The organism is Clostridioides sp. ZZV14-6009 (assembly GCF_020658095.1).
Lineage (GTDB): Bacteria > Bacillota > Clostridia > Peptostreptococcales > Peptostreptococcaceae > Clostridioides.
The window spans coordinates 49793-65156 of sequence record NZ_JAGWDG010000002.1; the positions used below are offsets into that span (position 1 = coordinate 49793).

Annotated in this window: 12 protein-coding genes and 1 other annotated feature; of the genes, 1 reads left to right on the forward strand and 11 read right to left on the reverse strand. The window is 27.1% G+C overall.

Annotation, left to right across the window (positions count from 1 at the left end; genetic code table 11):
• Window positions 1-292: 292 nt before the first annotated feature.
• The 4 genes from KGF36_RS03540 to KGF36_RS03555 all read right to left on the reverse strand — a co-directional run bounded on the left by KGF36_RS03540 (window position 293) and on the right by KGF36_RS03555 (window position 5807).
• The gene (locus KGF36_RS03540; RefSeq protein WP_227827424.1) at window positions 293-1504 is read right to left on the reverse strand and encodes a helix-turn-helix domain-containing protein; all 1212 of its coding nucleotides are present in this window, start codon (window positions 1502-1504) and stop codon (window positions 293-295) included.
• A gap of 225 nt (window positions 1505-1729) precedes the next feature.
• Window positions 1730-3808: an FtsX-like permease family protein gene (locus tag KGF36_RS03545; RefSeq protein ID WP_227827423.1), complete on the reverse strand. Its 2079-nt coding sequence runs from the start codon at window positions 3806-3808 to the stop codon at window positions 1730-1732.
• Complete coding sequence (locus KGF36_RS03550; protein ID WP_227827422.1) at window positions 3798-4565, reverse strand: ABC transporter ATP-binding protein; 768 nt, start codon at window positions 4563-4565, stop codon at window positions 3798-3800. Before KGF36_RS03550 ends, KGF36_RS03545 begins: the two co-directional genes overlap by 11 nt.
• Window positions 4566-4871: 306 nt before the next feature.
• Window positions 4872-5807 carry an alpha/beta hydrolase gene (locus tag KGF36_RS03555; RefSeq protein WP_227827421.1) on the reverse strand — a complete coding sequence of 312 codons (936 nt, stop codon included), beginning with the start codon at window positions 5805-5807 and terminating at the stop codon, window positions 4872-4874.
• A gap of 281 nt (window positions 5808-6088) precedes the next feature.
• Between KGF36_RS03555 and KGF36_RS03560 the strand changes: the two genes are divergently transcribed.
• Complete coding sequence (locus KGF36_RS03560) at window positions 6089-6655, forward strand: MarR family winged helix-turn-helix transcriptional regulator (protein WP_227827420.1); 567 nt, start codon at window positions 6089-6091, stop codon at window positions 6653-6655.
• Window positions 6656-6836: 181 nt separating this feature from the next.
• Here the strand turns inward: KGF36_RS03560 and KGF36_RS03565 are convergent, their stop codons facing one another.
• The 7 genes from KGF36_RS03565 to KGF36_RS03595 all read right to left on the reverse strand — a co-directional run bounded on the left by KGF36_RS03565 (window position 6837) and on the right by KGF36_RS03595 (window position 15349).
• Window positions 6837-8873 carry a thioredoxin domain-containing protein gene (locus KGF36_RS03565; protein WP_227827419.1) on the reverse strand — a complete coding sequence of 679 codons (2037 nt, stop codon included), beginning with the start codon at window positions 8871-8873 and terminating at the stop codon, window positions 6837-6839.
• A gap of 177 nt (window positions 8874-9050) precedes the next feature.
• The gene (locus KGF36_RS03570) at window positions 9051-9728 is read right to left on the reverse strand and encodes a manganese catalase family protein (protein WP_227827418.1); all 678 of its coding nucleotides are present in this window, start codon (window positions 9726-9728) and stop codon (window positions 9051-9053) included.
• A 220-nt stretch (window positions 9729-9948) separates the two neighbouring features.
• Window positions 9949-11637, reverse strand: coding sequence for a biosynthetic-type acetolactate synthase large subunit (gene ilvB / locus KGF36_RS03575; protein ID WP_227827484.1), 1689 nt, complete (start codon window positions 11635-11637; stop codon window positions 9949-9951).
• Window positions 11638-11687: 50 nt separating this feature from the next.
• Window positions 11688-12677 (reverse strand): ketol-acid reductoisomerase, encoded by a 990-nt coding sequence (gene ilvC, locus KGF36_RS03580; RefSeq protein WP_227827417.1) that lies wholly within the window; start codon window positions 12675-12677, stop codon window positions 11688-11690.
• 326 nt (window positions 12678-13003) lie between these two features.
• The gene (locus KGF36_RS03585; protein ID WP_227432962.1) at window positions 13004-13243 is read right to left on the reverse strand and encodes an ACT domain-containing protein; all 240 of its coding nucleotides are present in this window, start codon (window positions 13241-13243) and stop codon (window positions 13004-13006) included.
• 104 nt (window positions 13244-13347) lie between these two features.
• Window positions 13348-13606: a binding site (T-box leader), on the reverse strand.
• Between the two features lie 154 nt (window positions 13607-13760).
• Entirely contained in the window at window positions 13761-14522 is a 762-nt protein-coding gene (locus KGF36_RS03590) for a SprT family zinc-dependent metalloprotease (RefSeq protein WP_227827416.1), read from the reverse strand.
• The gene (locus KGF36_RS03595; protein ID WP_227827415.1) at window positions 14522-15349 is read right to left on the reverse strand and encodes an XdhC family protein; all 828 of its coding nucleotides are present in this window, start codon (window positions 15347-15349) and stop codon (window positions 14522-14524) included. Before KGF36_RS03595 ends, KGF36_RS03590 begins: the two co-directional genes overlap by 1 nt.
• Between the last annotated feature and the right edge of the window lie 15 nt (window positions 15350-15364).

The window sequence follows — 15364 nt, forward strand, 5'->3', positions numbered from 1 at the left end:
TTCATGTTCAAATTTTAAATTAACTTATTTATTACAGTTTTAATCCTATATTATATATGTATATTATAACTTTCTAAATTTATGTAACTTTTTTGTAACTTCTAAATTTATTTTATTCATAATTTTTTTATATTCTACGGTTAATGACTTATTTCATACAAATTAAATTTCTATGTTTGATAACTTATTTTATAAAATAAAAAGCTAGAAATAAGATATTTACTTTATTAAGTATCCTACTTTCTAGCTTTTTATTTACTAAGTTTAGGTTGTCACACTAAATATTTATTCATTATTTATCTTTTAACATTTTCTCCAATTCTGAAACCCTTTCAATTATAGATTCAAAAATTGGTTCTTCTCTTAATTCATTAAAACTATTATCATTAAACATGATGAGTAAATTAGTATATACATTAAAAGTATATGAATTTTTAGATTTTACTTTATCAAAAAACGTCATTTGACTTGTCTCTGAACTTTCATGTAGAGGATATTTTTCTAATATTTCTTTTAGACCATATAAAGCTTCTTTAGCTTCTTCTTTCATATTAAAAAATAAGAGATTTAAAGATAGCTCTATGTAGTCCATGTATATTCCAAAAAAAGCTCCCCTATTTTCACTAAATTTCTTCTTTATTTCTAAAGATACATTTGCATATCCTAATGACTTATTTTTTATATATTCCATTTCTTTATCTGCTGTTTTTTTGTCATAACTTCCATCATCTAACTCTTTTTTTAATTCTTTATATTTATTTTTACATACATTAATTAATCCTTTACAATCCAGAGTTGTATTAAATACATCGCTAAATAATTTATTTTGAAGTAATGTTTCTGCTTCATCTAGTCTATTTTGACTTAAATATATCATAGCTAAATTAACACTTGTGTCTCCTATTGGTTTATGTATCATATTTAAATATAACTCTGCCTTTTCATAATCATCTAACATATAATATGCATTTGATAAAATAATAAGTGCTGTTTCTTTAATCTGAATATCATCTGTATTTCTCACTATATCTTCAAGAATATTTGTTGTTTCTTTAATTTTACTATTGAATTTATCTTTACCAAATTTATATGAGTACATTTGATATAGCGAACTTATTTTTAACTTTAACAGATAACTTTGAGGATATTTCTCCATATACATATTAGCAAGTCTTTCTACAGATTCTAAATCTTCTTTAAATTCTTCTAGCGGTTCTTCTGTTGATAAATCAATTTCTACTTTAGCAAGAATTGCTTCTAGTTCTTTATAAACTTTCATTGCTTCTTCTTCACTTAAATCTACTTTATAGTTTAAAAGTTTGTCAACAGATACATTAAAAAAATCTGCTAATACTGGCAATAATTCTATATCTGGATAAGAATTTCCACTTTCCCATTTAGATACTGCTGGTGTTGACACTCCTATAAACTTTGCTAATTGTTCTTGTGTTAAACTTTTTTCTTTTCTCAGTGTTTGTATGACTTCACCTATTTTAATTCGCATATATACCTCCTTAATGTATATCTCTTAATTTAAGTATATTAAAAAAGCATTTATTAGTAAATTGAGGTAAAGTTAACAAAAGACTTATAATTTAACTATTGGTTAAATTATAAGTCAAAATCTTATCTTGCTAACCTAAAGTAGGTAAATCTATTAATTAAGTTTGTATAATCATAGCTTAATTAATAGATTTCCTTAGGTAGTCTATTCAAAAACTTAATTTATTTACATGCTTTCATTTATTATATTTAAACTTTCAAAGAAACTTGAGATAAAATAGATTCCATATATGATTAGGACAATACTCATTGTTAATAACATATTTGTGATAATTCCCATTCCTGTCATAATTGGTACTACGATAAATAACACTTTTGATATAAATAGAGCATTTATAATAGCTAACACTAAAGGAGTTGCAAATAATATAAATACTTGTGCAAATATAGCTTTTTTCATATCTTTTTTATTTACACCAAGCTTTCTTAATAATTTAAATCTTTCTTTATTGACTGTTGATTCCATAAGTTGTTGTAGTGCTAATATTGCACCTGCTGATACTAGAAGTATAACACCTATATATATTGCTACAAAGGAAAATGCAGTATTTAAAGCTTTTTTTTCTCCATCTATAACTGATTTATAGTCAATACTATAGTCATCAGAATTATTAACTTTACTTTGGAATTTATAGTATGCTTCCATAAATTTATTTTCTAGACTATTACTTTTTTCTTTATAATTAATATTTAATGTAACCATAGTAGGATTTAAGTTTTTTACTACAATATCAGGCACAATTAAAGTACCATTATCTAATGGAACTACATTTGTATTATAAGAATTAGTATATAGATTTGTCTGGTTTAAATTAAGCTTTACTCCATTTACTGTAATATATTTTGATTGACTATTAATATATTTTTCATAAAATGCTCTGTAGTCTTCTACAGCACAGCTTATTGCAAATTCATTTTTATTTAATTTTATTTCTTCTAATCCACTTTGTTTTCTGGTAGCATTATAATCACTAAGTGAAACAATAGCAAGTTTATTATTTTTCAATTCAGTTGTTTTTTCACTCTCATCAATTGCAAAATCATACTGACTTATATCTTTTAAAGAGTATATCCTTAAATCACTTGTACTAGATGAAAATGAAGATAAAGGTAATTTATTTGTTATTAAAGTATCTTTAAGTGAAGGTATTTCACTGTTTATATTACTTTTTTCTGTACTGTATTCAACAATATTATCTCCATCCATAAAAAGTCTAGATAATGTTACATCATAAGGAGTTGCTTCTTGTAAATCAGTTATTAAGTATTTACCAAATGATATACCAAAAGGTATCACTATCATAGAAGAAAATAATAGCAAACAAATTACAGTGATAGACATACTCATTGTCTTAATACGACTACTTATTTGACTTATTACAAATGGATTTAAATTTTTATAATATACACGTCTATGCTTCTTTATTTTTATCATTATAAAATCAGATACTGACATAAAAAAGAAATAAGTACCTACTAACATAAGAATTATACATATCCCTAATATAAATGTAGATGGTTTTACTTTTAATGGTAATATATATGATGTCACAATTAACACAATAGACAAAAAGAATAATATTAAGTTAGATTTTTTCCCTTTAGCAATAGAAACCTCATTCTTTTTATTTGCATTTAATAGGTCTATTAACTTATATTTGTTTATTGTTTTTTTATTAAATTTATTAACCAATAATAATACAATTCCAAAAAATACTACCGTTTTGACAGTTGTAAATATTGAGAAAGAAAATCCTGATGATGATACCCCTAACATTTTCAAAGCAACTATACTGAGTCCTTTTGAAATAAATACTCCAAACATGATGCCTGTTATTAAAGCAAATATACCTATTATCACTGTTTCCTTAAACATTAATTTATTTATATCTCTTTTATCCATTCCAAGAATCGTATATATACCAAACTCTTTTTTACGCTTTTTCATTAAGAAATTATTGGCATATACAATTAAAAAGCCAAATATCATACATACTACAATTGAAAAAACACCCACAATACCTCTAACTAATCCAATACTTGAACTCAGTAAAGCATTGCCACCAAGCATTGCTATATCATTGTCTAGAGAATTAAAAGTATATAAAATAGTAACTCCAAATGTAAGAGTTATAAAGTAAATCAGATAATTTTTCATACTCTTTTTTACATTATTTAGAGCTAATTTTTTAAATGCGCCACTTGATACTCTAGAGACATAGTCATTATTTTTATTAAAAAACATCTTTATCATCACCTCCAAGAAGTGATATTATTTTTATTATCCTATCAAAAAATTCTTGTCTTGTATTATTACCACGAACCAACTCATTGAATATCTTTCCATCTTTTATAAATAATATCCTTTTACAATAACTAGCTGTAAAAGCATCATGCGTAACCATTAATATTGTAGCTTTCAATTCTTCATTTAAAACTTCAAGATTCTCTAAAAACATTTTTGCTGACTTGGAATCCAAAGCACCTGTAGGCTCGTCCGCTAATATTAGTGATGGATTTGTTATTATAGCTCTTGCACATGCTATTCTTTGCTTTTGTCCACCAGACATTTCATATGGGTATTTATTAAGAATTTCATAAACCCCTAATCTATTTGCTATATCTTTTATTTTAGTATCTATTTTTTTTGGGTTAATTCCATTGATAGCCAAAGCCAAAGCTATATTATCATGTGCTGTAAGTGTATCTAATAAGTTAAAATCTTGAAATATAAACCCTAATTCTTCTCTACGAAATTTAGATAATTCATCTTCACCCATAGTAGTTATCTCTTGATTTCCTATATAAATACTACCTTCTGTTGCTTTATCTATGGTAGAAATACAATTCAGTAAAGTAGTCTTACCACTTCCAGAAGCTCCCATAATACCAATATACTCTCCACTTTCAACTTCAAAGCTAATGTTATCAAGAGCTTTTGTAGTATTCCCCCTACTTTTATAGTATTTTTTTATATTTTCTACACTTAATATTTTATTCATATCTACTACCTCCGTTAAACTCTGTTTTATTTCTTAAAAAAATTAAATATTTTTTATTCTTTTTATAGATTAACTTAATTTTCTTAAGAAAATATAGCTTTAAAACAAAAGATTTTCTTAAGATTTCGATATACTCATTACTTTAAAGTAAGAAAATAAAAGAGAGTATTTCATTTATGATAAAAAATCATTTTGAAATACTCTCTTTTTTGTTCTTTATATGCAAAAACTAGCTCATTCAAATAGCTATATAAAACTGAGTCTAATACTAATATTTTATTTATATATCATTCATATATTACTGCACTACAAAATTCCTATTTTTTCATTTAACCAACAAATAACATCTTCAAAAACTTCCTCTTTATTTATCTCATTCAATAATTCATGTCTTCCACCTTTATAGAGTTTACATGTTACATCTTTTACTCCTAGATTTATATATCTATCTCTAAGTCTCAAGACACCCTTACCATTTTTACCTATAGGGTCTTTATCTCCAGATATTATGTAAATAGGAATATCAAGTGGTATCTTTTTTAAGTTTTCTTTATCCTCTATTTCTTTTAATCCTTGTACTAAATCGTAAAAAAAGCCACAAGTACATACAACCCCACAAAATGGGTCATTTATATATTTTTCAACTTGTTCTTTATCTCTACTTAACCAATCAAATTTAGTATTTTTATTTCTTCTTATGCTTTCTCCTCCAAATATTAAATCATTTATTTTATTGCTTCGAGAATTTCTTCCATGCTTTTTAATCTCATGATTAATTATTAGGTGAGCAAAATTTAGAATGATACCTTGTTGTCCATTTGAACCACATAATATAAGACCAGATAAATTATCACTGTAATCCATTATGTATCTTTGGCTAGCAAATGACCCCATACTATGTCCAAACAAATAAATTGGCAAATCTTTATTTTCCTTTTTTATAATACTTGTTAAAGTATTCATATCTTCTACAAGACATCTAAAACCTTCTTCTTCAGCTAGATGCCCAACATTCTCTACTGTCTTTGCAGTTTTTCCATGTCCTCTATGGTCATTTATATACACTATATATCCATTTTTAGTAAGCTCTTTAGCAAAAACTTCATACCTTTGTGCAGTTTCTGCCATTCCATGGGCAATTTGTACAATTGCCTTTGGGTCTTCTATACTTTCATCTTCCCATTTATATGTATATATATCTAAATCTTCTTTTCCTTTGAAAGTAAAATTTGTACACTTCATAATTACTCCTCCAGCCTGAATTTATTCAACATATTAACTTATATACTATATTACTACAATTTTCAAGTCAAAAATGTTCTATATGAGTTTCTTACTTATTAATTATTAGTATAAATTGCTATACAAGTGTTTCTCTAAATAACTATATAATAATTTAGTTATTGAATATTAATTATTTAGAAAGAACATTTAACTATACTTGGACATCATATTGACATTATATTCAATTCGTGATATTCTGTTTTCGTCAAAATAATATCTAAATATAAAGGAGATATTTTATGGATTATTCAAATGAATTGAAAGAATTGTTTCTAATGAATCAAACATACGCAACTCTTTTTACTCTTACAAACAAAATACAAATAGAAGGTGATAAGTATTTTGATGTACTTACTTCAAGACAATATATGACTATTTTATCTATTCTTCACTTGCCAGAAGAAGAAACAACATTAAATAATATTGCACGAAAAATGGGTACAAGTAAACAAAATATAAATAGAATAGTTGCTAACCTTGAAAAAAACGGATATGTTCAAGTAATTCCAAGTCCAAATGATAAAAGAGCGATTAATGTAAAAGTTACAGATTTAGGAAAACAAGTTATGATAAAATGTGGTAAAGTTGGAATAAACTTTATGGCAGATGTATTTCATGAGTTTACTCAAGATGAATTGGAAACTTTGTGGAGTTTACTAAAAAAAATGTATCGTTTTAATGGCGAAGAACAAGATGGATTCGAAGAAGATGCTAACTTTGTAGAAGATGAAGAAATAGATAAAATTAAATCTGAAGCACTTAAAGAATTCTCAAAAAGAAGAAATAGAGTAAATAAAAAGGACTAATAACCTCTATAATTTAAAATAGGTATTAACTTTCTTAAGAGTAAAACAGAGTATTTATTTGTATAAAGTCTAAAAGTTACTTCATATTGATTTAAGGACTAAAGACAATTAAATTAATGCTTATTATTTATTAAAAGAACTCAGTATCAAGTATCAATACTGAGTTCTTTTAACATTACAATTAGTCTCTCATAGAAATTATATCATTTAGTTTTTGTGAATCATTAAATGGTTGACTACAACTATTATTCTGACATACATAGTAAGTAGTTTTGTCATTTTTTAATTTATAATTATTTAAAAAACCTATCTTAGTATTTTCTTCATTGTATTTTTTTACTAAAAAAGTTGCATTTGGTACAAAATTTTCACTTACTAAAGTCTTAAAACCAATCAAATCAGAGTTTTCCTTTAAAATACATATGATTTCCTTTGTAGGATAAAGTTCATACATTAACGAAAGCATATAGAAACTATATCCAGTTGGTGAATTTTTTATACTATCTGAATAAAGTTTTAATTGCTTATATGACAATTCTTCAAGTTTATTATCACCAGTAATCTTTGCAAGTCTTATAAGATTATATAATTGTACAGAGTTACCTGATGGAATAGCTCCATCATACAAATCTTTTGGTCTTGCTATTAAATTTTCACTATCTTTACCATATAGGTAAAATCCACTTTTTTCATAGTCCCAAAAAAGCTCAATACAATTTTCATTTAATTTTAATGCTTCTTCTAAATACTTTATATCAAATGTTGATTCATAAAGTTCTATATATGCCCATATTAAAAATGCATAATCATCCAAATATGCTAAATAATCAGCACTTCCATCTCTATATCTAGCTAATAATCTACCTACTTTATTCACAAGATTACTATTTATAAAATCAAGACACTTATTTGAATACTCCAAATATGTATCATTTTTTAGAGTCTTATAAGCCTTTGCTAAAGCTACTACCATCAATGCATTCCATGATGTCAGTATCTTATCATCTTTATGCAAAGAAGTTCTTTCTTTCCTATATTCAAATACCTTTTTACTCAAATTAGCTATTCTTTCATTATACTTATCGTATTCTTTATTTTTTATAAGATTAGGAATACTTTTTCCCTCAAAATTTCCACTATTAGTTATATCAAAGTAATCATTAAAGAATTTTCCATCTTCTTCACCTAATATATCAATTATTTCAAGTGGATTAAATGTATAAAATTTACCTTCCTCTCCCTCACTATCTGCATCTTGTGCTGAATAAAATCCACCTTCTTTATCTTGCATCTCTCTAATTACATAATCTATAGTTTTTATCGCGATTTCTTTATATAGCTCTTTCTTGATTATCTTGTATGCATCTAAATAAGCAACTGTAAGCATAGCATTGTCATATAGCATCTTTTCAAAATGAGGTGCTAACCATTTTTTATCAGTGGAATATCTTGAAAAACCAAATCCAATATGGTCAAATAGACCTCCTCTGTACATTCCATCTAAAGTTTTTTCTACCATTTTTAATACATCTTCATCTTTTTCTATACTATAGTATTTCATCAAAAACATAAGATTTTGAGGACTTGGAAATTTAGGTGCATTCCCAAAACCACCATATTTATCATCATAAATAGCTTTAAATATTCTAACTGATGAACTTAACATATCTTTTGATAAATCACCATCTGTATTTTTTACTCCAAAATCATCTTTAAGAGCCTCTACTATTTCATTTCCAGATTTTATAAGCATATCTTTATTTTTATTCCATTTTTCAGATACATTTTCCAATAAATCTATAACGCCTGGTCTATTATATCTTGAGTATTTTGGAAAATAAGTTCCTGCAAAAAAAGGTTTTTTATCAGGAGTCATTATTATGGTCATTGGCCATCCACCACTACCTGTCATTGCTTGACAAACTGTCATATATACACTATCTATATCTGGTCTTTCTTCCTTGTCTACTTTTATTGCTATAAAGTTTTTGTTCATTATTTCAGCAACTTCTTCATCTTCAAAAGATTCATTTTCCATAACATGGCACCAGTGGCAAGTTGAGTATCCAATACTTAAAAATATCGGTTTATCTTCTTCCTTTGCCTTTTTAAAAGTTTCTTCGTTCCAACTGTACCAATTTATTGGATTATATGCATGTTGTAAAAGATATGGAGATTTCTCATTTATTAAATTATTAGGTTTTTTATTAGTTGACATAATACCACCTCATTTATTATTTTGTTATATGTTTTGCAATAAAAAAATAGATATACACTTATAATAAGTGTATACCCACTTTTAACTGTATATATTTAAGTTTTTATCTACTTAATTCCTCTAGGCAAATAATTTTTTAAATACCTACCAAAACAAAACAATACAAGAAATATCAAGCTATTTCTTTAAGGGTTTTTCAAAAGAAGGAGGATTGATATCTATCTTAGTATCATGATTTGGTCCTGGAGTTGATAAATCGAAATATAGCTTAGAATCTTCTGTAACTCCAAAATCCTTGTTTGAACCTGTATCTTTAACCTTATTTAAAGCATCTCTAAATAAAGCATTATGCGCTTCTTCTCTATTAAGCAAAAAGTCAATTGTTTCTTTTACATATTTATCATCAATTTGTCTATATAGATACTCATAAACTACCTTTGCTCTTTGTTCAGAAGCTATATTTGAAAGTAAATCAGCTACTAAATCTCCTGTAACTGTAACATAATCAGCAGTCCATGGAGCTCCTGATGAATTTATTAATACTGGTGATAATCCAGTTAAGACATGCGTTTCTATTTCCCCTGTATCAACTGCTTTGTAATCAACATCATGCCCATTTAATAAATTTATAGTTTGACCTACCATTTCCATATGACTAAGTTCTTCTGCTGCTATATCAAGAAATAAATCTTTTATTTGGGGGTCTTTTATTCTAAAACTTTGAGCTAAATATTGCATTGCTGCTTTTAATTCTCCATTTCCACCACCTAACTGTTCTTGCATCAAAACAGCATATTGAGGGTTTGGTCTTTCTACTTTTACTTCTTTTAATAAAGCTTTATCATGCTTAAACATATGAATACCTCCGTAAATTATTATTCAAAATTATTATTTACTTAAATTACATTATTATTCTAAATTACATTATTAATATTTAATCAATACTTTATCATACATGCATTAAATTATTACAAAACTAAAAAATATTAATCTATACTTAAGATTATTGCAAAATAAAAAACTGAATACCAATAAAATTTTAATAAAAAACTTTATCAATATTCAGTATCAAATTTTAATTACATATCAAATTTTCTAATGCATCATTAGGAGCTACAATAGGATAAACATCATAGTCTTTATCTATATCACATTGTAAAAATACAGGTTTATTAAAATCTATTGCATCCAAAGCTCTTTCTAATCCTTCCATATCACATGCCTTATATCCATCTATATTATAAGCATTTACAAGCTTAACATAGTCTACATTTTCATTAATATCAGTTTGAGAGTATCTTTGATTAGAAAATAATTTCTGCCATTGTCTTACCATTCCTAGAGTTCTGTTATTAAGCAACAAAATAAGCATAGGCACATTATAATTTGCAACTGTAGCTAACTCATTACAGTTCATTCTAAAGCTTCCATCACCAGTGACTAAAACTACATTTTTATCTAAGTTACCAACTTTAGTTCCAATAGCAGCTCCTAAACCAAATCCCATCGTTCCTAGACCTGCTGATGTTATAAAACTTTTATTTCCTTTAAAGTCCCAATACTTAGCAGACCACATTTGATGCTGACCAACATCAGTAACAACTACAGTTGGATTTCCCAATTGTTCATATTTCTCGTTTATTTTTCTAAGTATATTTTGTGGATGGAACTCTTTTTCCTCTACACCCTCACCTTTTCTAAAGGTCTTTATTTCCTCTTTCCAATTGCTATTGTCCTTACTTTCAACCCTTTCTAGTAGTAAACTAAGAACCATCTTTACATCTCCAACTAAAGATACATTGGACTTTATATTTTTACTTATTTCAGATGGGTCTATATCTATGTGTATTATTTTTGCATTTTTAGCAAATTCAGAACTTTTACTTATTACTCTATCACTAAATCTTGCACCTATTGCTATCACTAAATCTGAATTAGAAAGTGCCAAATTACTTTCTCTACTTCCATGCATTCCAACCATACCAAGAGATAGTTCATTTTTTCTATCTATATTTCCAAGCCCCATAAGTGTATTTAATACAGGTGTATCTATCTTCGTTGCAAATTTTACAAGAACTTCTTCACTATCTGAAGATTTAACTCCCCCACCAGCATAGATTATAGGTTTTTTGGACTCTTTTATTATATCTACTGCATCTTTTAAAAGCTTAAGGTTGTTTTCATCATCTAAGTCAAAATCATCCTTATAATCCATATACTCATCTATTTGACATAAATCATAATCCTCATCATTAAAATCCATTTCTGCTAAAAATAAATCCTTTGGAACATCTACAAGTACAGGTCCTTTTCTTCCTGAGTTTGCAACTCTAAAAGCTTCTTTTATTGTAGGTACTAACTCTTTAGTATTTCTAACTAGATAATTGTGCTTTGTCATAGATAGGGTTGCTCCAGTTATATCAATTTCTTGAAAAGAATCTTTACCCAATAAACTAGTTGGAACTTGACCTGAAATTACAACCATAGGAGAGGAATCCATAAAAGCTGTTGCTATACCAGTTATAGCATTCGTTGCTCCTGGCCCAGATGTTGTAAAACAAACCCCCACTGTATTAGTACTTCTTGCATATCCATCTGCTGCATGAACCAAACCTTGTTCATGTGAAGTCCTTATATGTTTAAAATCATCTAGATAATCATATAGAGCATCATAAAGAGGTATTACTGCTCCACCAGGATATCCAAATATTGTGTCAACGCCCTCTTTCTTCAAACATTCTAAAATTACCTTTGCTCCATTAATACGCACTACTATGCACCACTCTTTCCCTCAAACTAATCCATTTAATATATTTATTTCAAGAATGACATCATACTTCTTAGATTTCTACCAACTTCAGCTATTTCTGTAGTATATTCTGTTTCTCTAGTTTTTAGGAAGTTCTCACGCCCTTCTTCATTTTCTTTAATCCATGCCTTAGCAAATTTTCCATTTTGTATATCTTCTAATACATCTTGCATACCTTGTTTTGCTGCATCAGTTATTACTCTTTTACCAGATACATAATCTCCATATTCTGCTGTATCACTTATACTGTATCTCATTCTTTCAAATCCACCTTCATATATAAGGTCAACTATTAGTTTCATTTCATGTAGACATTCAAAATATGCTACTTCTTTTTGATACCCCGCATCTACAAGTGTCTTATATCCTAACTTTATAAGTTCACTTATACCACCACAAAGTACTGATTGCTCTCCAAATAAGTCAGTTTCTGTTTCTTCTTTAAAAGTAGTTTCTAAAACTCCTGCTCTTGTAGCTCCTATTCCTTTTGCATATGCCAAAACTGTCTCTGTGGCTTTTTTAGTGTAATCTTGATATACTGCAAACAATGCTGGAACTCCACTTCCTTTAGTAAATACATTTCTAACTAGGTGCCCAGGTCCTTTAGGAGCTACCATTACAACATCAACAAATTCTGGTGGTTGTACTTGATTATAGTGTATATTGAATCCATGAGCAAATGCTAGTGTCTGACCTTCTTTTAAATTATCTCTAACACTTTCTTCATAAACTTTCTTTTGCTTTTCATCAGGCATTAACAACATTGTTAAATCGCTTTCTCTCGTAGCTTCTGCCACACTCTTTACTTCAAACCCATCTTCTTTTGCTTTTTGCGCTGACTTACTTCCATCATAAAGCCCTATCACTACATCCACACCATTATCTCTAAGGTTTTGTGCATGTGCATGACCTTGACTTCCATATCCTAAAACTGCAACCTTTTTATTTTTTAAAACCTCTAAATTTACATCATTTTCATAATACATCTTTGCCATCTTTATTTCCTCCCAATATTTTCTCTTAATTATTTTATGATATTTATTTTTATTAGAAATTTATACTCATTATCATTAGTTCTATATTACTTAACAAACTTTATTTTCTAATTTATAGAATTTTAATCTTTAGAATCTCAATACTTATAATTTTTAATAATCTTAATATTTATAATTTTCAGTTTTTAAAATTTGTAATTGCTTTATAATTTCAATGATAATCGTATTTTCAATCTAAGATTTTTCTCATTTAATATTTATCTTTAGTTTTTATTTAAACATTAGTTTCTTCATATTTGTTTTTAATTTTTATAAGTCATGTTTGATTAGTGTCTCACCTGTTCAACAGTTATTTCTCTTATATCATGTAGTTTCTTCATATGATTTAAGACACTATCTAGAGATGTCTTTTCTTCGTTTACTATCAATTTTATACCTGAATTATTCATATTATCTACAGTCATACTTATTGATTGTATATCAACTTCTCTTCTTCTCAGTGTCATTGCCACTCTTAAAAAAGAATCTATCCCTTGGTTTAATTTAGCATATACAGTATTTTCCATAAAAAACTCCTCCTTATTTTTTTATTATTATTTTATATGGATTAATCTTTTATATTGCTTAAATTAAAAAAACTTTCGTCTTTATAAGCAATATAAATATTACTTATAAGGACGAAAGTTAAATTCCGCGGTACCACCTTATTTGTAGATATAAAAAATACATCTACCTCTCTTTTTTCAGGTCGGGTAATTGATTACCTTAACCTTAGCCATATAACGTTGGCAGACGTTTGTACTTACTAAAATATATTCAGTACAAAAGCTCCAGAGTGATCATTATACTACTGTTAACACCAATTCTCAGCAACATTGGTTCTCTGTGGATAACTCCATTAGTATTGTTGTCTCTGTCATTGCTTTTATTTATTTTATTTTTTAACTTTGTTTTGCTGTTAATATAGATTATATTATCTATCTTTTATAATGTCAACGACTTTTTTAAAATTTTCAGATTATTTATTTTCTTCAAAATAATCATTTTTCTATATTTTAAATCCATATTTTGAAATAATCGTTTTCATATTGTTATCTTATACCCATTTTTTTTAAGCCAATTTTCTTTATCTTTATAATCTGGCATAATATTTTTTACCAAATCATAAAATTTTTTTGAGTGATTCATATGTAATAAATGACTAAATTCATGTATTATTATATAATCAATGACATCTAACCTCGCCATAGATATTTTTGAATTTATATAAATATTTTTTTGAGATGTACAACTCCCCCACCTACTTTTTTGTTCTTTTACTTTTACATTAACTGGTGTTAGTTGCTTCATTATATCACAATTCGATTTAAGATAATCTATTCTTTCTGAGACGATTCTTTGACTTTCTTTTTTGTACCAGTACTTCAAAGATTTTTTAATAAAGTCTTTACTTGTATCATTGGTTTGAACAATTATTTTAGATTCATCAATATTTATTTTACAATTACTTTTTTTAACACAAGCCTCCAAAGTTTCATTTATAATTAAACAATACTCTTCACCAAGATAGAGAAATTTATCCCCTGTCATGAATGTTCTTTCTCTATATACTTCTTCTCTATCTTTATATTCAGAAGATTTTTTAAGTATCCAATCTCCTTTTTTAAGTATTATGTCTCTTATTGTTTTTTTAGAAACTTTAGGAGGACTTATTACAATTACTTTACCAAATGAGTCTATTTTTACACAAATATTTTTTCTGTTCTTATAAAATAAAGCTGCTTCTATTTCTTTATTTTTAAAACTAACATTTAGAATCTCATAATCTTTACTTATCATGTTCATTAATTTCTTTTTTCCTTATTTGCCCTGCAATTTATAAGTTCAGCTGCTATACATACAGCTATTTCTGCTGGTGTCTGAGCATCTAATTTTATTCCTATTGGCGCATGTACTTTATTTAGTTCTTCCTTACTGAACCCATTTTTCATAAGTTTTTCATACGTCAATCCAATTTTTGTTCTACTTCCAATCATACCTATATAACAAGGATTCGTTTTAAGAGCCCATTCCAGTGAACTTGAATCATACAAGTGACCTCTTGTTAAAATAATTATATAGCTATTTTCATCAATTGGAAAATCTGGTATATTTTCAAAAGAATCTAAAACTACTACCTCTGAATCTGGAAATCTTTCAGAATTAGCAAATTCCTCTCTATCGTCTATTACTACTGTCCTAAATTCTAAAAGTGATAATATTACTGCTACATCTTTTGAAATATGACCTGCCCCAAATATATATGCTTTACTTATATTTTCTTTTAAGTTTTTATTAAATCTTTCTAAATTACTCTTCAATTTACTATCAATAAAATCTATCTGTATTTCTCCAGTACCACCACATATCATTCCAAGCTTTGCTATATCAGTTTTATTTAGAGTAAATTTATACAACATTGACTCTCTATTTTTTATAACATTAATTGAATGTTTTATGCATGTTGCTTCTACACTTCCTCCACCTACAGAACCAAATATAGAACCATCACTTTTTACAATCATCATTGCTCCAGTTTCACGTGGTGTTGAACCTGAGTGAGAAGTTATTGTAGCAAATGCAAAGTCCTCGTTATTTTCTATTAACTTTATCGCTTGTTCATATATATTCATATATTTCTCCTTACC